Origin of the sequence: Marinomonas sp., assembly GCF_965225885.1 — a bacterium.
Classification (GTDB): Bacteria; Pseudomonadota; Gammaproteobacteria; order Pseudomonadales; family Marinomonadaceae; genus Marinomonas.
Window position 1 is genome coordinate 620,583 of the sequence record NZ_OZ245329.1, and the last position, 21,238, is coordinate 641,820.

At 43.9% G+C, this 21,238-nt stretch carries 19 protein-coding genes; 12 read left to right on the forward strand and 7 right to left on the reverse strand.

The window, feature by feature from the left end; genetic code table 11:
• Window positions 1–52 precede the first annotated feature (52 nt).
• A complete protein-coding gene (locus ACO05V_RS02830; protein ID WP_421847292.1) occupies window positions 53–469 on the reverse strand; it encodes an RNA-binding S4 domain-containing protein in 417 nt (138 codons plus the stop codon).
• Between the two features lie 44 nt (window positions 470–513).
• On the opposite strand from ACO05V_RS02830, the gene cysQ reads away from it, so the two are divergent.
• The 4 genes from cysQ to ACO05V_RS02850 all read left to right on the forward strand — a co-directional run bounded on the left by cysQ (window position 514) and on the right by ACO05V_RS02850 (window position 5,041).
• The gene (gene cysQ / locus ACO05V_RS02835; protein WP_421847294.1) at window positions 514–1,383 is read left to right on the forward strand and encodes a 3'(2'),5'-bisphosphate nucleotidase CysQ; all 870 of its coding nucleotides are present in this window, start codon (window positions 514–516) and stop codon (window positions 1,381–1,383) included.
• Between the two features lie 174 nt (window positions 1,384–1,557).
• Window positions 1,558–3,615 (forward strand): phospholipase effector Tle1 domain-containing protein, encoded by a 2,058-nt coding sequence (locus ACO05V_RS02840; protein WP_421847296.1) that lies wholly within the window; start codon window positions 1,558–1,560, stop codon window positions 3,613–3,615.
• Window positions 3,616–3,648: 33 nt separating this feature from the next.
• On the forward strand, window positions 3,649–4,458 hold the full coding sequence (locus ACO05V_RS02845; RefSeq protein WP_421847298.1) for a hypothetical protein: 810 nt from the start codon (window positions 3,649–3,651) through the stop codon (window positions 4,456–4,458).
• On the forward strand, window positions 4,445–5,041 hold the full coding sequence (locus tag ACO05V_RS02850) for a hypothetical protein (RefSeq protein ID WP_421847300.1): 597 nt from the start codon (window positions 4,445–4,447) through the stop codon (window positions 5,039–5,041). The genes ACO05V_RS02845 and ACO05V_RS02850 overlap by 14 nt, the downstream gene beginning before the upstream one ends.
• A gap of 6 nt (window positions 5,042–5,047) precedes the next feature.
• On the opposite strand, the gene ACO05V_RS02855 is transcribed toward ACO05V_RS02850, so the two are convergent.
• Window positions 5,048–5,629 carry a TetR/AcrR family transcriptional regulator gene (locus tag ACO05V_RS02855; RefSeq protein ID WP_421847302.1) on the reverse strand — a complete coding sequence of 194 codons (582 nt, stop codon included), beginning with the start codon at window positions 5,627–5,629 and terminating at the stop codon, window positions 5,048–5,050.
• Window positions 5,630–5,770: 141 nt separating this feature from the next.
• Between ACO05V_RS02855 and fabF the strand changes: the two genes are divergently transcribed.
• Window positions 5,771–7,039, forward strand: a complete 1,269-nt coding sequence (fabF, locus tag ACO05V_RS02860) for a beta-ketoacyl-ACP synthase II (protein ID WP_421847304.1) — start codon at window positions 5,771–5,773, stop codon at window positions 7,037–7,039.
• A gap of 103 nt (window positions 7,040–7,142) precedes the next feature.
• On the opposite strand, the gene ACO05V_RS02865 is transcribed toward fabF, so the two are convergent.
• From ACO05V_RS02865 to ACO05V_RS02880, 4 genes are all read right to left on the reverse strand, one after another.
• Entirely contained in the window at window positions 7,143–8,465 is a 1,323-nt protein-coding gene (locus tag ACO05V_RS02865) for a TRAP transporter large permease (protein WP_421847306.1), read from the reverse strand.
• Window positions 8,462–9,016: a TRAP transporter small permease subunit gene (locus ACO05V_RS02870; RefSeq protein WP_421847308.1), complete on the reverse strand. Its 555-nt coding sequence runs from the start codon at window positions 9,014–9,016 to the stop codon at window positions 8,462–8,464. The genes ACO05V_RS02865 and ACO05V_RS02870 overlap by 4 nt, the downstream gene beginning before the upstream one ends.
• A gap of 345 nt (window positions 9,017–9,361) precedes the next feature.
• Window positions 9,362–10,387 (reverse strand): TRAP transporter substrate-binding protein, encoded by a 1,026-nt coding sequence (locus ACO05V_RS02875; RefSeq protein ID WP_421847310.1) that lies wholly within the window; start codon window positions 10,385–10,387, stop codon window positions 9,362–9,364.
• A gap of 399 nt (window positions 10,388–10,786) precedes the next feature.
• Window positions 10,787–12,682 carry a methyl-accepting chemotaxis protein gene (locus ACO05V_RS02880; RefSeq protein WP_421847312.1) on the reverse strand — a complete coding sequence of 632 codons (1,896 nt, stop codon included), beginning with the start codon at window positions 12,680–12,682 and terminating at the stop codon, window positions 10,787–10,789.
• A 416-nt stretch (window positions 12,683–13,098) separates the two neighbouring features.
• Between ACO05V_RS02880 and ACO05V_RS02885 the strand changes: the two genes are divergently transcribed.
• Window positions 13,099–14,034 carry a LysR family transcriptional regulator gene (locus ACO05V_RS02885; protein WP_421847314.1) on the forward strand — a complete coding sequence of 312 codons (936 nt, stop codon included), beginning with the start codon at window positions 13,099–13,101 and terminating at the stop codon, window positions 14,032–14,034.
• Window positions 14,035–14,037: 3 nt separating this feature from the next.
• Here the strand turns inward: ACO05V_RS02885 and ACO05V_RS02890 are convergent, their stop codons facing one another.
• Entirely contained in the window at window positions 14,038–14,805 is a 768-nt protein-coding gene (locus ACO05V_RS02890) for an FCD domain-containing protein (protein WP_421847316.1), read from the reverse strand.
• Between the two features lie 172 nt (window positions 14,806–14,977).
• On the opposite strand from ACO05V_RS02890, the gene manD reads away from it, so the two are divergent.
• The 6 genes from manD (at window position 14,978) to ACO05V_RS02920 (ending at window position 21,191) form a co-directional block, all read left to right on the forward strand.
• Complete coding sequence (manD, locus tag ACO05V_RS02895) at window positions 14,978–16,189, forward strand: D-mannonate dehydratase ManD (RefSeq protein WP_421847318.1); 1,212 nt, start codon at window positions 14,978–14,980, stop codon at window positions 16,187–16,189.
• Between the two features lie 6 nt (window positions 16,190–16,195).
• On the forward strand, window positions 16,196–17,218 hold the full coding sequence (locus ACO05V_RS02900; protein ID WP_421847320.1) for a Zn-dependent oxidoreductase: 1,023 nt from the start codon (window positions 16,196–16,198) through the stop codon (window positions 17,216–17,218).
• A gap of 97 nt (window positions 17,219–17,315) precedes the next feature.
• On the forward strand, window positions 17,316–18,305 hold the full coding sequence (locus ACO05V_RS02905) for a C4-dicarboxylate TRAP transporter substrate-binding protein (RefSeq protein WP_421847322.1): 990 nt from the start codon (window positions 17,316–17,318) through the stop codon (window positions 18,303–18,305).
• Window positions 18,306–18,355: 50 nt separating this feature from the next.
• The gene (locus ACO05V_RS02910; RefSeq protein WP_421847324.1) at window positions 18,356–18,856 is read left to right on the forward strand and encodes a TRAP transporter small permease; all 501 of its coding nucleotides are present in this window, start codon (window positions 18,356–18,358) and stop codon (window positions 18,854–18,856) included.
• A gap of 1 nt (window position 18,857) precedes the next feature.
• Entirely contained in the window at window positions 18,858–20,138 is a 1,281-nt protein-coding gene (locus ACO05V_RS02915) for a TRAP transporter large permease (protein WP_421847326.1), read from the forward strand.
• A gap of 3 nt (window positions 20,139–20,141) precedes the next feature.
• The gene (locus ACO05V_RS02920; protein ID WP_421847328.1) at window positions 20,142–21,191 is read left to right on the forward strand and encodes an Ldh family oxidoreductase; all 1,050 of its coding nucleotides are present in this window, start codon (window positions 20,142–20,144) and stop codon (window positions 21,189–21,191) included.
• Window positions 21,192–21,238 lie beyond the last annotated feature (47 nt).

Genomic DNA, 21,238 nt, shown 5'->3' on the forward strand with positions numbered 1-21,238 from the left:
CGTTACAGACCTTCTCTCTTTGAAAATCAAGTGTGTGTTAGTTAGAAAAGGATTAGTTGTCGCTAAAAATATCTTTCTTCAGCTGCTTAATATCACGACGTTCTTTTTTGTTTGGTTTGTGGTCGGACATAATTCGGCCACCAAAAGACTTGTTTTCGAGAGCGCGCTTTTCCCGTTTCTCAATCGACTCTGGCGTTTCTTCATAAAGCAATTGTGCTTCAGGGGCGCCGCGTCGTTGGCCGCTGATGTCTTTGATTTCGACGATCTTTTCATCCCAACCAACTCGTATACCAATTAAGGCACCAATTTCCACATTGCGGCTGGCTTTGCCCTTACTCCCGTTGTAAGACACCTTGCCGCCATCGATGGCGTCTTTACAAAGTGAACGAGTTTTAAAAAAACGTGCGGCCCAAAGCCACTTATCTAAACGAACGGCTTGTGGTGCCGACTGCTTTTCTGGTTTACTCATAAAGAATGCGTTGACCCTATTCTGTTGTCATATTTGAGGCTGTTATGCAGGACGTTAGTAAACACCCAATTTTTCAAGCTCTTCAAAAAATAATACACGATGCCGCCGATGTGATCATGGATATTTATCAACGTGCCGATTTGGGTATCGAGCAAAAACTGGACGACAGTCCGGTGACCGCTGCCGATCTCGCTGCGCACAAAGTGATTCTAGCAGGTTTGCAAGCACTTACACCTAATATTCCTGTTCTTTCAGAAGAGAGCTCTGAAGAAGCTCAGGTGACGTTTGAAGAGCGTTCTAAATGGCCAATGTTGTGGATCGTTGATCCGCTCGATGGCACCAAAGAGTTCATCAAGCGCAATGGCGAATTCAGTATTAATATCGCCTTGGTAGAAAACGGCGCACCCATTCTTGGTGTGGTGTATTTACCGACCACAACCGAAGGCTATTTCGGAGTGACTAAAGCCTGGCAAGATTTGCCTATTGGCGCGTTTAAATGGCAAGGCGATGAATACGAAAGCATCAACGTCCGTGAACCACGCGAACCTATTATTGCCATGACCAGCCGCAGCCACGGCCCTGCTCTTCCAGCCTCGCTGAAAAATAAATTAAAGCAAAGTTACGAGCAAGTACGAGAGTTACCAAAAGGCAGCTCAATTAAAGGCTGTCGAATTGCTGAAGGGATTGCTGACTTGCATCTGCGTCGTGGCCCAACAAGTGAATGGGACACTGCTGCTCAGCAAGCCATCATTGAAGCCGCTGGCGGAATGCTCGTCACACCGGATGGAAAACCATTTCGCTATAACCAAAGAGAAACCCTACTTAACGGCCACTTCTTTGTATCGGGGGCTGAACTTGCCCCGTATGTGATGAACTGGTATCTAGAAAACGAGGAAGAAGAGGAAGAAGAGTAAGCACTACTCTTCTTGTTCTTCTCTTTCTTGCTTTGCCTTATCTGATTGTTTCACGTGAAAAAACTCAATATATTCAATCTGTGTCCTAATATTTCTTATTAGAATTGATTCATTTCTCTGCAACCAATAAAATCTACATAACTAACATTCATAAACTGCGACAAGGATTTGTCCATGACATACCGTTTGATTAAACTGGATAGCTTAATGGCAATGGATTTTGCGTACGTTGAAGGCAGTGACCTGACACACATCAACGAGAGAGAGCTGCAACCCGCATTACCCAAAGGCTGGAATACCGCAACCTTGATTGATAAAGTTCATTCTGGCGAATACGCTCTACTCACCGATCATCCTGCCCAATCGTTACTGATTCAAGAGCGTAAGAAGTTTGGCAAGAGTGAGTGGCAAATTAACCCAGACACAAAAGACACTCTGCCAGCGGGATTATTAGGCGCGGTGACGCAACGCCTCAGCATGATGGGGCAAGGGTCAGGATCTTCCGAAGCCAATAACCGAGGCAACCTCCATCCTGCTATCGAACCTGATTACACTCCCGAGCCCGTCATTCGCGCCCGGGATCCTTCGCACGAGTCCACCAAGCCCGTTGCCGAATACAATCTGGAAATTGCTTTTTCCAAGAACAAGCCCAAACATCCTGTTGAGCTCAGTATGACGCTCTACGACACTAAGAACAAAATGGCGAAAGGAGATTGGCAAGCCACCCCAACCCAATACGGCACCCGATACGCCATCACCACCACAAATAAAAAGCCTCATCATTTGCAGATCCAAGCGGTTCATCGGGCTATGGGGATCTCACGCAAAAACGTGACCTTAGTGCCCATGGGCTCAGGTAAAATCGGTGACGCCTTTATTCCAGTCATGCCGCAAGTCCAATTTGGTGAGCGTTTGGCCTTTGCCACCGCGGGTTATGTGTACCATTTCAAAGGCACCGAACTGGTTCAAAAATACCAATGGTTGGACGATGGCACTTTAACGCCTTTGCCGGATAACAAGAACACAGACGCCTTTCGTCATGCCAGTCTCTATCTACTCATCCATTGGAAAATCGCGGGTCAGGTCGTGACCGATCAACACCTATTGTATCGAAGTGAATCCTTAACGCATGACGAATTGAACACTATTTCCACCGAATGGCTAGACGATCACGCGGTAAAGCTGGACCCCGAAGCCATTTTGGCCGTTTCCGATACCTCCGAATTACCACGAGACGCTTACCAAAAAGCCGCTCCTAAAAGTAACCTGATTTATCATACCGTGGTAGAAAATCCTGCTACTCAGCAGCGTGAAACTTGGCCTGACATCGCCAGCCAATACGGTTTGTCCGCCAAAGCACTACTTGAGCAGAACCCCAGTTACGATGCTAACCCCAGCGCGCTCAAAGTGGGAGACGTACTGAGCATTATCCAAAAAGAAGCCGAAGCACCGGTCGAGTTCGAGCGTTTTGAAACGCCGCCCGAAGCCCCTAGCACATACAACAGCGCACAAAACAGTCATTACGTCAGTCACAAAAAACGCTTCACCCTTGCCTATGGTGCGCCGCTTCTGCCCTTAGAACAGCGTAAGGTCAAAAAAGGCTTACCGTTAGTCAACGTCAAACCAGAACGCATCTTACGCATCGGCGTGTTTTTTGATGGCACAGCGCAAAACAACCGAAATGACGCGTATAAAGAAGAACATGGCGACAAGTCCCGAACCAACATCGCTAGGTTATTTGAAGCCTATCCACAAGAACTAGGAAAATCAGCGGCTATTTATATTTCGGGTGTCGGTACGGTGGATGGGGCATGGCAAACGCCCAAGATGATTGATGAGGGGAAAGACGAAAGTCGTCTGTCTGGTGCTACTGGTCTTTACGACGACAATGGTGCCTTTCAGAAATGGCAGACGCTCTTAAAGTCTCTACGCGATATCATTATTGAACAGCTTCAAAAAGGCATTTATGACGAAGTGACTCACATCGCTCTTGATGTGTTCGGGTTCAGTCGTGGGGCGGCGTTAGCACGGCATTTCGTGAATGCATTGAAAATGGGATTGCCCGATTACACCAAAGATCGTTTAGGAAAAGACACGAGCCGGATTACGCCTAATTTACTGGGCGCTACGGAAGGGGAGAAATACAATCTAAACGCGGGTTACCAAGCAGACACCCAACGCAGTGCCAGTGTGCGCTTTTTAGGGTTATTTGATACGGTCGGCTCATTTTAGTTACCAGGTAATGAGAATAACGGCGTATTTAACTTGCATGTCAACTCAGCGGATGTGGGTCATGCGTTTCAAATTTGCGCCCACCATGAATACCGTAGCAACTTCCCTCTCACCTCCTTGAAAACCCGAGGGCAGCTCGCACCTAATTTTTATGAAGAAGTCTTCCCCGGGGCTCACTCCGATGTTGGCGGTGGTTATCCTTTTGTAGAGCAATACAAGAAGACCGATCTGCCAAAGCGCTATGGAGTCCCTATAAAGAGCACCTACAACAGAGAGCTTATTAAGACTCTGTCTTATCAAGATCAGAAAGAGGAATACGCCTACAAAGGCAGACTTGTCGACTTTGATAAGTGGTTTTATCAAGAACAACAGCGCCACCAAACGGAGTGGGAAGCAGAATGCAAATCGACTTATAAGCAATATGGCAAAGTAGAACAGGAAAACGCTACTTTATACTTCTACCGCCTGCACCCCATCGATTCTAGCCTTGCAGGATTGGCCCAAGAACGGATGAAGCAGCAGGCAGCGACGTATGGCATAAAATGGAATGATGATGCCTATGCAAAAGCCTTCGATAAGCATGATTATCATGGTAGCCCTGCGCAAAGTAATATTTGGCCAATATTAGAGAGTCGAAAACTCGGAAGTATCACACCAGAAGATTGGCAGAGCTTGCTGCCAAGCGATGCGGTACACCGTTCTCATGATAGTGTTATCAACCCTGGTTGCAGTGACCCAATCGATAGTCAAGTAAATGGAATTGCTAACCTAAAAGCATTTAAACGTTACCAACCTAATGCACCACTGAACATACCAACAAGAGAAATCTATGACAATGAATAAGCTGCTCTTAATCCTCGCCATTTTACTAATGCTTACGGGGTGTGAAGAGAAACCCTTTTATGTTGCCAGTATTGGCAATGGCGGTAGTTTAGATGGCCCATATGTTCTAGGACCGATTAGTGTGGCTGATGTGTTAGGCGGCGGCGGCGGCTTTGGTTATGGTGCGGTTAATGGTTATCCTGGAAAAAGTGCCGACATTGGCCGTATGGGAGTGCCTAAACATATTGAAGGCTATTGGGCGAAACAAAATCCAAATGCACGTGGCTATGTTGCCTTTTACCGTATTTCCGTCGACATCGACAGCGAATTGGCTGAGAAAAAGATTCGGACTCTTAGGAATTATTACCAAGAGTACAAACGTGATATGGGAGTTATGCAAGTTGAGGTCGAAGAAGAACGAATTCGTATTTTCTATACATTGAAATGCTTCTCCAGAGTTGATAACTGTAGTGTAAAAGAAAATGCTGACCCTAATGGTTGGGTTGTTTATTCACCTAATAATACAACGCATGTAGTCGTCCTATTTGACGGCAAAGGCGAAATATCCCCCACTCCATTTCCAGATTCGCCTTATGAAAATTAAGATGTCCTATTTTAATCCGCTGTTAAGTCGGTTGACGATGCGTTCTTGGGCGCGTTTTAAAAAATCGCTTTGTAGCGGTTTGTCAAAGGAGCGTGCAATGGCGACAGTTCCCACTAACGAGACGACTGTCTCTTCTGCTAGCGCTTCGGCCTCTTGGCTACCTCGTTTTTTTAGAATCCCTGCAAGACGGTCAACCAGACTATCAAAACACGCTTGGTAGGCTTGGCGAACTTTTTCTTCTTTGTGTGCGGCATCAGTTACGAGAAACTCCAATGGCGATGGATGTTCTTTGTCGCTGCGACTCCAGCTTAGATAACGAGTAACCAATGCTTTTAGATGCGTTTCATTATTTTCGGTTTGCTTGTCATTTCGCGCCCAAAAACCATTAGAGGTAGCGAATTGCATGGCAGCTTCGTACAGGCTGCTCTTACCGGAAAAATGTGCATAAAAGGCACCGTGTGTCATGTTGGCTTTTTTCATGATTTGGGTAAGCGTGACGCGATCAAAGCCGTTCGAGCAAAACAGTTTCGCCGCGGCTTGTAATATCCGTTGTCTAGTTTGTTCTTTGTGTCTTGGTGTGTAAGACATAGTTAAAACCTCCTAGGTGAGCTCCTGTAGATCCTATTGAGACTCCCAGTATAAATCGGAATCTAAATATTATCTTGATCATATATAGACTCACTCTAGCATGGTGACTTTCTTTCTGCTGAAACTTAAGAGGGTTATCTCATGTCGCTTAAAGAACGTATTGTTATTACAGGTATGGGGCTGGTGTCGCCACTTGGTTTAGGCGTGGCTTCTGTCTGGGATCGCTTGGTTCGCGGTGAATCCGGTATTCGCTTGTTGCCGACGAGCTTGTCAGAAGGGCTAAACACTCATATTGCCGGACAAGTGCCAAGTCATACGGAACAGGTGAATGGTTTGAATGAATCGGACTATCTGTCACCTAAAGATCGTAAACGTGTCGATCTGTTTACATTATTTGCTCTGGCGGCGGCCGAAGAAGCGTTAACGCAAGCCAATTGGCGACCAACGACTACTGAAGACCAAGAAGCGACCGCCACCATCATAGCAACAGGGATAGGTGGTTTGCCGACCATTACTCATGCGCAATCTGTATTAACAGAGCAAGGCGCGCGGCGCTTGTCGCCTTTTACGGTTCCTGCCTTTCTTGCCAATCTAGCGGCGGGTAATGTTTCGATTAAACATGGATTTAAAGGACCGATTGGCACGCCGGTGACAGCTTGTGCGGCGGGTGTACAAGCGATTGGCGATGCAATGCGTCTGTTGCGTACGGGTGAAGCAAAAGTGGCGTTGGCGGGCGGTACAGAAGCCTGCATCGATCCATTGTCTCTTGCTGGTTTTGGTGCCTTGAAGGCGCTTTCTACTCGGAATGATGATCCACAAAAAGCTTCTCGGCCATTTGATAAAGATCGTGAAGGTTTTGTAATGGGTGAAGGTGCTGGGCTTGTAGTGCTAGAAACCCTTGAGCATGCTTTGGCGCGAGGCGCGACACCATTGGTTGAGATCGTTGGTTACGGCACCAGTGGCGATGCTTATCACCTCACTTCTGGTCCAGAAAATGGCGAAGGTGCCGCTCGCGCTATGCAAACCGCTCTAACCATGGCGGACATTTCGGCCGATCAAATTGGCTATGTGAATGCCCATGCGACATCGACACCAGTTGGTGATCGCGGTGAGATTAATGCGTTACGTCGTGTGTTTGGTGAAAAAGTCACAGAGGTGGCGATCTCTTCTACCAAATCGGCTACAGGTCATTTGCTGGGTGCTGCGGGTGGCGTAGAAACTATTTTCAGTGCGCAGGCGTTAATCACCGGCATTCTGCCTCCGACGTTAAATCTTGAAAACCCAGAAGACAGCATGGCTGATTTGGATCTTATCCCATTGGTTTCACGTGAAAAAAGTGTCGAATATGTATTGTGTAATGGCTTTGGCTTTGGCGGCGTGAATGCGGCGATTATCTTGAAACGTTATTAATCACAGCGACAAAAGTCTTAAAAAAAGAAAGCCAGAGTGATCACTCACTCTGGCTTTGTTTATTTCTAACGATAATGAGCAAGTGTTAGAAATCAGATAAACGCTATGAGTCCATTAATTGGCTAGGCAACCAAGTCACCAATTCTGGGAACATCATTACGATGATCAAGACGAAAAGTTTTAACAGCACAAAAGGAAGGATAGATTTGTAAATATCCAACATGGTGATGCCTGGAGGCGCGATGCCTTTTAGGTAGAACAAAGCAAAACCATAAGGCGGTGTTTGTACGGCGATCTCAATATTTAGAATCATCAAGATACCAAACCAAATTGGATCGTATCCAAGCGACACGGCAATCGGTGTGAAGATAGGCGCACACATTAGGACGATGATAAATTCATCGATAATGAAGCCCAGCAACAGCATGATCAATTGGAACAACATGATGACGACAATCGGTGGCAAGCCCAAATCTTGGGTGAAACCAGCGACCATGTTTTGCACGCCCATCAGCAAATGGAAGTTACTGAATACCGACGCGCCAACAATAATCCACATCGCCACACTGACCAGCAATGCGGCTTGCATACCGGCTTTTTGTACCATGCGTGGTTTGAAGCGTTTAAAGAAAATTGCTAGAACAATGGCGCCAACAACACCGATAGCACCAGATTCTGTTGGTGTCGCGATCCCCATGATGATACTGCCAAGCACGGCAACAATTAGAAGAAGAGACAACAAACCATCACGAGCGGTTAGGAACTTTTCTTTTGGTGTCGGTTGAACTTCTGGCACCACATCCATCGGCGCGCGCTTTGGGTTCAACTTACAGGAAATAACTACGTAACCAATTAGCAAAACGATAGTGATAAGCGCTGGAATCAAGGCACCAATAAACATGCGCCCTACTGAGTTCTGCGTAGACGATGCAAACATGATCATTGGGATGCTAGGTGGAATCAATATACCTAAGCCGCCACCCGCCATAATAACGCCCAATGCGAGACGTTTATCATAACCACGTTCCAACATCGGACGCAGTGCGATACTGCCAGACGTCATAATACCTGCGCCAATAATGCCAACCTTGGCACCAATCATAGAACACACCACGATCACGCTGATAGCGAGTGAGCCACGTACCCGACCAATTAACATTTGGCTGGCGTTAAACATGGCATCGCCAATGCCGGAGCGAGTAAGCAATTGCCCCATGTAAATATACAAAGGAATGGCCAACAGGATGAAACTAAAATGTGTCGATTCAAGCGTGGTAGGAATGACGTTAAAAAGTGCATCGCCCCACGTCATATAACCAATGCCCATGGCAATACCGCCAAGTGCTAAGCCAACGGGAGCGCCTAAGGCAAACGATATTATGATGCAGGCGAATAAAATGGCCGTTAATAATTCAATACTAATCATTGTGCGGCTTCCTCTTGTTCTGTCTGTGCTTCTGGCAATAAGGGTTTACCAGTAATCGCTTGGTGTAAGGAATCAATCCAGTCGCTGGAAAGTTGCAAAATCAGCAGCACACTAGCAATTGCCATCATTAACCAGTAATGATGCATATGAGGAGCCCATTCACTTTGGCGTCGGTAGTTAAACTCGAGCGCTTCTTCAAACTTACCTATGCTCATTTTGCAGACAATAACCATAAAGAACATGGCGAGAGCGAATGAAAATAGGTTAAATATGCTTTTCGTTCGAGCTGAGACTTTGTTGTAAAGGATATCGACATTGATGTGAGCGCGTTGCTGTTGGGCATAAGCACCGCCTAGAGCCGCAATGTAACCAAAAATAAATAACGACGTGTCGTAAGCCCAAATGGTCGGGCTGTCTAAGATGTAACGAGAGAAAACCTCGAAAGCTACGACAAATGCTAATACTGGCATAAGATAGGAAACGGAATTCCCAATGAAAGCCACCAATGCGTGGACTCCAAGACAATAGCGCCTAATCGCAGTTATTATCATTGTTTTGTACCTGTTAGGATGGATCGAAAAAGTAAAACGGCCTTCTAGGGAAGGTGCGAACAAGTCCTCTTGCCTCAGCATGTGGATAAAAGCCTGTTATTCGAGGCGAGTACCGAATGTGAATAGTGGCTCTATTTTCGAGGTGCTCAACAAAGAATACAGGCTTTTAGACCATGCCCTATGGGTCTTTCAGAGAAAACGCCATATGTCGTTGCGACTCTTTGAAAGGTACCTACATTCCTTCAGAGTCGTGCCTTATCTGACGATTTCTCTGAAAGACTGAGGCTTAGTAGACTTATTCGCACCTTCCCTAGGTGAAGGCCGTTTTAGTTATTGCTGAGTCAATTATTTCTGTTCTTTGCGTAGAACGTCAATCAACTCTTTGCTGTATTTGTCTGCAGCTGCGTACTCATCCCAAAGTTTCGCGCCAGCTTCTTTCCATGCTGCTTTATCTGCTGCACTTGGCTCAGGGCTCCACTGTAGACCTTTTGCTTCCATGTCAGCAACGGCTTGAGATTCCCAAAGTTTAGATTTGGTCATTTGCTCTTGCGCGTGAACGGTTGTCGCCGCTTTAACAATGGCTTTTAGGTCCGCTGGAAGTTTGTTCCAAGCACTTTGGTTAACGATAATAGGTAACACTTGTGCACCAGCTAGTGGAAGTGGGTACATGTATTTCGCAACTTCAACGTGGTTACCGTCGCGGTGGTCGATCATGTTAGAACCGATAGAACCGTCGATAACGCCAGTTGAAAGACTTGTGTAGATCTCAGACCAAGCAAGAGAAACAGGAGAAGCGCCTAGGTTACGTAGGAACTTACCGTATGCGCCTGGCGCACGAATTTTTAAGCCTTGGAAGTCGGCAATCGAATTGATTGGTTTCTTAGTGATAACGTAAACCGCTGGCTGAATGTAAGGGTCAAGCCAAACTAGACCTTGCTCGCCGTACGCTTTTTTAAGAATTGGCGCCCAGCCTTTTTCTTGGAACAAGGTAGTTAGTTCACCTACATCACTTGTGCCGCCAGGTAGGCCAATCTCAACCAAACCCGCTGGAAGCTCGCCTGCGTTCAAAGATTGGAACGTTGCGCCCATAGTAATTAGGCCCGTTTTTACGGCACCAAAAATACCAGAAGAACCAACACCTTCACCGTCATATAAAACTTGTACCTTGATGCGGCCGTCAGACATAGTCTCAATGTTTTTTGCTAAATCTTCATACACAGCACCGAAAGCAGAGCCACGGCTGTATAGGTTAGCGAAGCGCCAGTTATAGTCTGCAGCATGCGCTGTAGAAGCTACCGCACCTAGTCCAAGAGCCACCGCTAGAGAGCTTGCAACCAATCGGCTTTTTACTTTTTTTATCGTTTTAATCATTGAGCTACCTCGTTGAATGTAATTTGCACAAAATGTCACATTTTGTCTTCATGTAACGCCTTGTATTCGATACTTTCAAAAAGGCCGTCACCATTAAAGCGCGTAAAATCTATCTAAAGTTTTGTCACTATCAAACAATTAAAAAAGTGAAAAGCCTTTTAAAATCAGTTAACTAAGGGATAGTGATGCACAAAAAACGCCCACGTCGCACCAAAAAGAAGCAGTATATAGTTGAGATGAGCGCATCATTATAGTGAATAATATTGATCTATGATGTTGAAAACGTGCATGTTTTTTGCTTTTTCTCAACCTCGATTTGAAAGCGACCTTGAATAACAAAAACGCCCCGAAATGGGGCGAGTGTTTTTTTAGATTATTCTAGCAAGCCTTTTTAGACCGTTACGCGATGTCAAAACCGTGTATTTGTTTGGCTAATTCGTTGGTTTGATGATGAACATTTTTATTGGCCATTTGGATAGATTGCGTTGCTGTGTGATTGTCTTTGATATCATGAGCAATGCTATCCATGTCCTGTGCCATTTGTGCTGTGGTGAGAGCCACTTCTTGGATGGACTGAGTGATTTCTTGGGTATTGTTCATGGCTTCCAAGGTGTTTTTTTCGATTTGATGAATCGTGATTACGGCATTTTCACCCTGTGCTTTGCTTTGGCTTACTTTCTGTAGGCTCAGCGTCATCGCATCGATGACGGCTTGTGTTTCTCGCTGAATACCTTCGACTTTAGCCGTGATCTCGCCTGATGCTTTAACAGTTTGCTCGGACAATGTCTTCACTTCGTCAGCTACCACGGCGAAACCGCGCCCTGCTTCTCCTGCACGGGCTGCTTCTATGGCGGCGTTGAGTGCCAATAAACTGGTTTGCTCAGCGACTCCGACGATGAGCTCGATAACGACATCAATTTCTTTAGAAAGCGTACCGAGACGGGCGACTCGCTCATTGGTGTCTTGAATGGTGTCAGCCACATTACTAATGCTGGTCATGGCATCACGCATGGCACTGACGCCACTGGTTGCCGATTGATAAGCGACGTTTGCCACCGTTTGGACAGCCTGAGTCATGGATTGCACCGTATCAGCGGTGGCAGAGATTTCTTCTGTGGAAGCCGCCAGGGTGTTACTGCGGTCACGAATACGTTCGCTGCCGCTGACAATGGTTTGAATGCCGTTATCCAACTCGTCGGCGGCAAGAACCAGTTTGCCATTACTGTCGGCAAGATGACCGACTAATAAGCGCAGTCCTTCGGACATTTGGTTGGACGCAATAAATAGCTGCTGGAATTCGTCTGGGTTCGTTGCGTTCGTTTTCGAGCCTTGAGGCTGAAGGCGAAGTTTGCCTTGTGCAACATCTTTTAGTACGGCTAATACGGCTTTTAAATTACGATTTAAGGAGCGAATCACCGTGGACAAAACAAAACCGATAACAAGCGCTAATAACAGGCAAGCAATGATCAAAGAGCTGCGTGCTTGAGTGGCGGTTTCGCTAGAACGCGTTTGCGCCTGAGCCAGTAAGGTGTTTTGTAGATAATTGGCGCTTTCATCCATGGCTTGTGTGTATTGATTGCTGAGAGTTGTCAGATTGTTTTTTTCTGCCTGCAGCTGAATGGACAAGGCAATCACTGGCGCCAACGCGTCTTCGTAAGTCTGAATCATCGGATTGAAGACGTCACCAAAGCCTATGTTGTTGACGCTGTCTTTTAGGGCTTGAATCGCCAAGAGCAAAGCCGCTTGGTGTTCATTATCGCTGTAAGCCAGGAAGTCTTTTTCTTTCGCTCTCACCTCTTTGAAGCTAGAAGCAAAGCTTGCTAATGCTTTGAGTTGCTCTGCCAAGGCTTGTGCTGATTGATTCAATTTTCCAAGTGCGCCAGATTCGCCGTTTAGTCCAAGTTTGGTAAGGTTTTGAAGATGGTTATCCAGAGCGGTCAAATAATCGGGCTGCAAGGCTTGGCTATTTTCCAATAATGCTCGGCCTTGCGGGTCAAGCAAATCGGCACGAATACTAAAGCCCGCAGCGCTTTCTTCTTTGATCTTCGTTAGGGTTTGTTGAGTCGAGTCAAGGTTGTCATCAGACAGTGTGGCTATGCCTCGTTCAAACTTGAGTAACGCAATCTCTAAGTCTTTGACTTCACTAGTTAGTTGGCTTAGTTCACTGGCGTCATTCGAGGCAGTCGACATTTTAGATAAATTATAGATGGAGTATGCCCCAAAACCGGCATAGCCGACGCAGACCAAGACAACAATAGCAATGAGCTTCTGACGAACGGATAACGCAAACGGCATATCGATCTCCTTGGATCTTTTGTGATTAGAGCGAGCATTCAGAATGACAAAAAAAACCTGTTTATCAGGAAAGACAAACAGGCCTAAAAATAAGCTGGAAAAACAAAATGAAGCGAATCTGATCTTCATTTTTGGGTCATCAAGCGGATACAAATCTTCCTGAAGGCAATGTAACCTGAGACCATAAACAAGTTTCATTGCTGTAACCGATACGCATTACCATAAAGAAGCACAAAGAGGGATGAAAGTAAGATAAATCAATGTAAAGTTAGAGAATCAGCGAACTAATTGAGATGATCATTTATCATGCTTTGATCTGAGCTCGTCGTATGATCAGTACAAAAAGTACGGGGAAATCGACGTTATTGAGACCTAAGTTGAGTAATAAATGCATGACAGACAAATGGAGGAAGATAATGAGTGTAAAGAATTACTCACTGGGACAAGTCGGTGATTATGAGATCAAGCAGTTAAAAGTCTTTAAAACCGTGGTGGACTGCGGTGGCTTTTCGGCTGCAGAAACCTCTCTCAATATTGGTCGCTCAACCATTAGTCTGCATATTTCTAATTTAGAAGCGCGTCTTAACCTTGTCCTTTGTAAACGCGGACGTGGCGGGTTTTCCCTAACAGAGGAAGGCGTCATTATTTATAGAATGACTGAAAACCTGTTGGATTCTTTGGATACCTTTCGAACCACGGTGAATAACTTAAACGCCAGTTTAACCGGTAAGCTGCGTTTGGCTTTATCCGATAAAGTGAGTCTCGACCCTCGCAGTCACTTTCCAGAACTCATTGAGCGTTTTTCAATGGAAGCGCCAGAAGTCTTGATCACCACGAATGTGGCTTCTATGTCGAACATTGAACGGATGATTTTGAATGATGAAGCGGATATTGGCTTTATTCCTTATCACCGTAAATTAGATGGCTTAAGTTACGTGCATTTGTATAGCGATGATTGTTATCTGTTTTGCGGCAAAAACCACCCATTAGCGACGATGTCTGCTAAAGATCAAGACGCTCAAGTAGATAAATATCCAGCTACTCATGCAGGGTTGAAACCACACGAAGCGGTCAGTGAACAGATTTCCCGCATGAATCTAACAGCTATTTCTTACTTTTATGACAGTCGCTTAGCGCTGATTCTTTCTGGTCGCTATATCGGCTTCTTGCCAGAATTGTACGCGGCTCCCTATGTCGAATCAGGAAAAATAGTGGCTGTTGCGCCAGAGAACCGTTCTTACACATTAGGTGTTGCGGTGATCTGCAAGAAGACGACTCAACCAAATAAGCCACGTGATTTGTTTCTTAAAGTGTTGCATCAAACCTCGGAAGAAATGACGACGCCTTATTGATGTCTAGCTGTTTGGCTGGGCAAATAGGTAACCATCAAAATCGGGTGCATCGGTATCGGAAAGCTTAAACAAGGTTTGTTTGACGTTTTCCAAATGCTGCCACATTGCTTGGCGAGCGCCTTCTGCATTCCGCTTACGCAGCTGAACCAATACCTTTTTATGATCGTCTAACCATTGATCATGATAAGACGTGTCTTGTATGCGGGCATGAAGCTTTTTCCACATCGGATTGCCATCACGCATATCCCATAAGCGCGTCGCAGTATCAAGCAGCACGGTGTTTTGCGTTGCTTGCGCAATGGACAGATGGAAGTCTCGGTCTGCGTCATTGGCTTTTTCAACCGTTTCTAATTCGGCGCTTTCAATGTCGAGAATGTCCTGCAGCTTTTGCAAATCTTGCTTGGTGATGACGGGAGCCGCACAAGCCGCGATAGAGCTTTCTATCTCTTGTCGTGCTTGTAATAGTTCAAATGGGCCCACATCCGACACTTTTTGCTTTGAATGCAACGCAGAATTGTTCTTCAAATAACTTCCAGAGCCCTTTCTTACTTCAATAAGCTCTTCTATTTCAAGCATGATAAAGGCTTCCCTGACCAATGTTCTGCTGACGCCAAATAGCTCGGCATAAACGCGTTCCGTTGGCAATTTATCACCAATTTTTAGAGATGATTTTGCTATTTCTTGTTTAATGCTTTCGCCAATTTCTCTGTAGAGTCGTTCTGCCATAGGAATGTTCTTAGTCGTTATATTGCCGATAATTTGGTATGCCATTTTCACGTAAAGCCCTTAAGAAGTCGATATTTTAATCAAAAGAAAGGCAAATATTTGAATATTGGTATGCCAATATGATGATTTATACTTGTTTATGACGATTTTTTCCGCTACTTTTGTCGGAAGCATAGATATTTGGCATACCAAAAAAAATAATTAGGTATCGTAGTTTATGAAAATTCGATCAGCGAAAGTAATAGTAACCTGTCCTGGGCGTAATTTGGTTACGCTAAAAATAGAAACAGACGAAGGCGTTTACGGTATTGGCGATGCGACGCTCAATGGCCGAGAAAAGTCTGTTGTCTCCTACCTTGAAGACCATGTTATCCCTGCCCTTATTGGCAAAGACCCTCAGAGAATAGAAGACATTTGGCAGTATTTGTACCGCGGTGCTTATTGGCGCCGAGGTCCTGTTGGTATGACGGCGATTGCCGCTGTTGATGTCGCTTTGTGGGATATCAAGGCAAAATTAGCTGGAATGCCTTTGTACCAATTGCTTGGTGGTAAAAGCCGTGAAAAAGTGATGGTTTATGGCCATGCAACGGGACTGGACATTGAGTCTTGTCTTGCTGAAGTTCGTAAACATGTTGAATTAGGCTATAAAGCGGTTCGAGTTCAATGTGGCATACCCGGTATTCCAACAACTTACGGTGTTTCCAAAGAAGCCGGTAAACCTTATGAACCTGCGGATTCTGCCTTACCTGCAGAGCATGTTTGGTCTACGGAAAAATACCTTAATCATGTACCTGAACTCTTTGCCGCGGTTCGCAAAGAGTTTGGTGAAGATTTGCATATCTTGCATGATGCTCATCACCGTCTAACGCCCATTCAAGCCGCGCGATTAGGCAAAGAAGTCGAGAAGTTTCACTTATTCTGGTTAGAAGATTGTACGCCTGTTGAAAACCAGTCTTCCTATGAATTAATTCGCAAACATACGACGACGCCGCTAGCGATTGGCGAAGTCTTTAATAGCTTATCTGATTGCCAAGAGTTGATTCAAAATCAGCTAATTGATTACATCCGTGCAACAATCACCCACGCTGGTGGCATTACCAATGTACGCCGCATCGCTGATTTTGCCGCTATCTTTCATGTCAAAACAGGCTTCCACGGTGCGACGGATCTTTCCCCTATTTGTATGGGCGCTGCACTGCATTTTGATACGTGGGTGCCTAACTTTGGCATTCAAGAACATATGCCGCATACCAAGGAAACCGATCTTGTCTTTCCTCATGCTTATGAATTCAACGATGGCTTCTTTACACCTGGTGATGTACCTGGTCATGGTGTGGATATCGATGAAGAACTTGCTGCGAAATATCCCTATAAACCTGCTTATCTTCCGGTTAACCGCTTAGAAGATGGCACCTTGTGGAATTGGTAGAAAATTATGAAAGCGTTTCAAGTAGCAAATGTAAATGACTATGCCTTGATCGATACCAAGCAGCCGGTTGCTGAAGCCGGTGAAGTATTGATTAAAACCGCCTTTGCGGGAATCTGTGGTTCAGATCTACATATTATTCACGGACAAAATCCGTTTGTTCAATTTCCTCGAATCACAGGTCATGAGTTTTCAGGGGTTGTCGCGGCGGTTGGCGAAGGCGTTACGCATGTTAATGTAGGTGATAAAGTTTGCGTCGATCCTGTTATTAGCTGTGGCAAATGTTATGCCTGCCGAGCTGGCCGCTTTAACGTCTGTGCGAATTTACAAGTTTTCGGCGTACATCGTAACGGCGGCTTTGGTGAGTATACGAGCGCACCTGCGAGCAATGTCTTGGTGCTTCCTGACAATGTCACGCTTGAGCAAGCGGCATTAGTTGAGCCTTATTCTATTGCCACCAATGTTTTGTCTCGAATGGAGCCAATTCCAGGCGATAGCTTGTTGGTTTACGGTGCCGGTGTCATTGGTTTGACCATAGTGCAAGTGGCTAAAGCCATGGGCATCGAGCGCATTATTGTCACTGACATTGTTGATGAGCGCCTTGAAACGGCCAAATCTCTTGGTGCGACGGACGTGATCAATAGTCGGGTAAACAAAGTAGAAGACTGTATCCAAGAATGGACAAATGGAGAAGGTGTACCTTTGATTGCTGATGCGGCATGTATTCCGGCGCTTTTACCCGAAATTCTACGAATCGCCTGCCCTGCTGGCCGTATTGGATTGCTTGGTTTCACCACGACACCAAGTGATTTAGCGCAAATTGAAGTAATTAAGAAAGAGCTGACATTAGTGGGTTCTCGCCTTAATAACCGCCGTTTTCCTCAAGTACTTGAAATGATTGCATCGGGTCGTTTGGATCCTTTGGCATTAATTAGCCATCGAATCGCTTTAAACGAGATTGGCGACGGTATTCAACTAATGGAAAATCACCCAGAACTGACTCGTAAAGTGCTTGTTGAGATGAGTGAGTGAAATTGTCATTAATATGATAAATAACGTTATAAGATAAGTTCTTATCAGGACCAATTGTCTTAATCAAATACAAAAATAAAAAATAATGGAGACGACTATGAACATCAAAAAAATATTATTAATTGCATCCGTATCATTTGTCAGCTTGTCAGCTTGTCAGCTTGTCAGCTTGTCGGCTAATGCTGAGTCGTACAAGTTAAATATGAGCACAGTACTTGCTCCAAATAACCCACTGACAAAAGGCCTATTTCATTTTAAAAAGGAAGTAGAATCTGCCACTGACGGCGATATTAAAGTCAACGTTTTCGCAAGTGGTTCACTTGGCGGAACGGGCGACCTGATTGAACAAGCGAGAGCTGGTTCTAATGTGAGTATGATGGCTGATCCATCACGTTTGCAAAACTATGTGAATGATTTCGGTGTTCTAGCTAGCCCCTATGTTTTTAACTCTTTAGAGCAGGCGCAGAAATACTATAAATCAGATGCATTCAAGGAATTAGAGGCTGAACTACAACAAAAAGGTGGTTTAGTTATTCTCTCTGCAAATTGGTTCCAAGGAACTAGAATGCTGATTACCAAAAAACCTGTATCGACACCAGCTGACGTAAAAGGCATGCGCATTAGGGCTGCTGGTTCAACTATCGGCGTGAAAACTGTTGAGATTTTAGGTGGTACAGCAACTCCAATGCCTTGGAATGAAGCCTATACAGCTTTACAGCAACAAGTTATTGATGGTGTAGAAGTTCACCCAGCTGCATTTTATGATTCAAAGCTCTATGAAGTAGCAAATTATATCCAACCGACAAATCATGCTTTTTTAATGACTTATCTTGTAGTGGGAGAGCAGTGGCTTAAATCTCTACCAGAAGGTTATCAAGCATTGTTAAAAGAAAAAGCCTCCAATTCAGGAGATTTTGTAACCAAGACTATTCTTGAAAATGAACAAAAGTATATCGATGAATCTATAAAGCATGGCATGAAGCTTAATAAAGTTGATATTAAAAAGTTTCAAGAAAATAGCAAAGGCTTATTCGACTCTATAGGTCTATCGAGTGAATATAAAAAAGTAGAAGCAAGTTTAAAATAACATACCAAAATAAGGTAGCCCATTGTTAAATTTAGCTTTAAGGACTTTTTATGTTTAATAAAATCAGTCGCTCTATATATCATATAGAAGTGATTTTATCTCAAATTATTTTGTCATTAATCGTTATACTCGTGTTTTCCGCTGCGGTAGCACGAAGCATGGGTTACCCGATAATTTGGTCTGTTGAAATTGCTAAAATACTTTTTATGGTTGTTTGTTTTGTGTGTGTTGATATAACACTAAAGAAACACAAACATATAGGCATCACATACTTTGTTGAAAAATTAAATGAAAAGACTAAAAACATATTTCAGTTATTTGTTCTGATACTTATGTTGGGTTTTACCATTTTTTCTATCACCAAAGGCGTAGAATTAATTCATGTTTATAAATTTAGAATGTTCAATGCGACCGGTATTCCATATCGATATATTATGCCGGTCATTCCTCTATCTATGTTCCTAATGTCTATTACAATTATCGCTCACATGGAAACCTGTATAATAAAATTAGGATACTATAAATCAAAAAAAGAAAAGGTAGAGGTATAGAATGTTAACATTAACTATAGTGTTCTTTATCTTGATTTTTATAGGCATGCCTGTATCTTTTTCAATTTTAATATCGTCAGCAATATATTTTCATTTTATTGGTGAGTTACCATTTACTATTTTTTATCAAAAAATAGCATCGCCAACACAGAATTTTGCCTTACTTGCTGTGCCTTTATTTATTCTCGTTGGGAACATTATGAATGAAACAGGTATTGCTGCTCGCTTGTTTCATTTCACTAAATATATTGTTGGTTGGATGGCTGGTGGCTTAGCGCAGATATCTATTTTTATGAGCGCAATTCTTGGTGGTGTTTCTGGTTCCGCTGTGGCTGATGCATCCATGCAAAGTCGATTGATTGGCCCCGAGATGGAGCGTAAAGGCTACCCGGTTCCTTATTCTGCCAATGTGATTGCATACAGCTCTTTGATAACTGGGTTATTTCCCCCCAGCATCAGTTTGATATTGTTTGGGTTTGTAGGAAACGTATCAATAGGCAAGTTATTTTTAGCCGGTATCGTGCCCGGTTTACTGCTCACTGTTATGCAGATGCTATTAAGTTGGTGGATAGCAAAACACTATAAAATACAGCCTGAACTACCTGGATTACCTAAGTTTAAAGAAGTATCTCACAGTGCAAGGATAAATATTTGGGCGCTTCTGTTTCCTGTTTTTTTGCTATTTGTTATTCGACTTGGCCTCTTCACACCTAGTGAAGCGGGCGCTTTTGTTGTCGTTTATGCATTAATTGTAGGACGATGGATTTACAAAGAATTATCTTTTAATGGCTTGAAGAAAGCGTTAAAAAACTCTGCTGTAGACTTAGGTATGGTGATGTTTTTGATAATGGCTGCTGGAGCACTAGGGTACGCCATAATATTAGAGCAGCTACCTGTAGAGGCTGGTGATTTCATCTCAAGTGTTACGGATAATCAATATTTGATTCTCATTCTTTGTTTACTGCTTGTATTGATTTTCGGAATGATCTTAGATGGATCTGTATGTATTCTGCTATTAACTCCGATCATTTTACCTGTATTAACCTCAATTGGTTATGATCCGGTACACATTGGAATAGTGATGACGACAACCATTCTAATTGGGGCAAATACGCCGCCAGTTGGAATTTGTATGTTTACCGTTTGTAGTCTACTGAACTGTAAAACAGAAGATTTTTTTAAGTCATCAATACCATTTATTTTAACCTTCGTATTATTTTTAATCTTATTAATTATATTTCCAGATATTTCTCTGATACTACCTTCTACTTTAATGGAGTAAAAAATGAAATTTACTTATTATAACCGTGACGAATTAAAATCATTAGGAACCAAATTATTAAGTCAATATGGAATGCCTGATGATAGGGCAAGTATCACTGCAGAGTTATTAATTCAAAGTGATGAGTTAGGTTTTACTACGCATGGTTTGTCTTTAATTCCGTACTATATTCCGGAGTTACAAGCAGGAAAAATGCAAGAGGCAGATGATGTTGTAATCGTTAATGATACCGGGTCGACATTTGTATGGAATGCACAGTATCTTCCAGGAATCTGGATGATGAATAAGGCTATGGATGAGGCGTTTTCACGAGTAAAAGAACATGGCGTCGTCACAGCATCCATTAATCGAGCACATCATATAGGCTGCCTATCTACTTACGTTAAATTAGCCACTGATAAGAACTTAATTTGTATTGTTTCTACATCTGATCCAGCAGGTAAACTTGTCGCTCCGTTTGGGGGGATTGATCCAGTTTTGACCCCTAACCCTTGGGCCATTGGTTATCCAACCAATGGCGACCCTGTGATCATTGATACTGTCACTTCTATTTGTACCTTCTCGAAAGTCAGAGAGCATTTAAATACTGGCTTACCGATGCCATACCCAATGCTGCAAGATAAGAATGGGAATGAAACAACGGATGCCACAGTCATTAATGATGGTGGCGCAATCCTTCCTATTGGTGGCACTGATTATGGTCATAGAGGTTACTGCTTTAGCATGATGGTCGAAATGCTCACGCAAGGACTGTCTGGCCATGGCCGAGCAGATGATGTTTCGAGATGGGGCGGTAATGTTTATATTCAATTGATTGATCCAGAAGCTTTTGCAGGCTTAGAAGCCTTTAAAGAGCAAATGGATAAATTGACTGAGCTATGTTTAGCTTCTCGTCCAAAAGAAGAAGGCAAACCTGTTCGAGTACCAGGAGAATTTGGGCTTTCTTGTGCTAAGCAGTCAAAAACTCAAGGCATCCGATTAAATGATGAAACGTTAGACCGTCTCAAGCAATCAGCCGAAGCTGCAGGAATTGAGTTCCCTAAATCGATCTAAAAATCCCCTGCGATATTAATTTAGCAACACCCTTGATGACGCCTGTT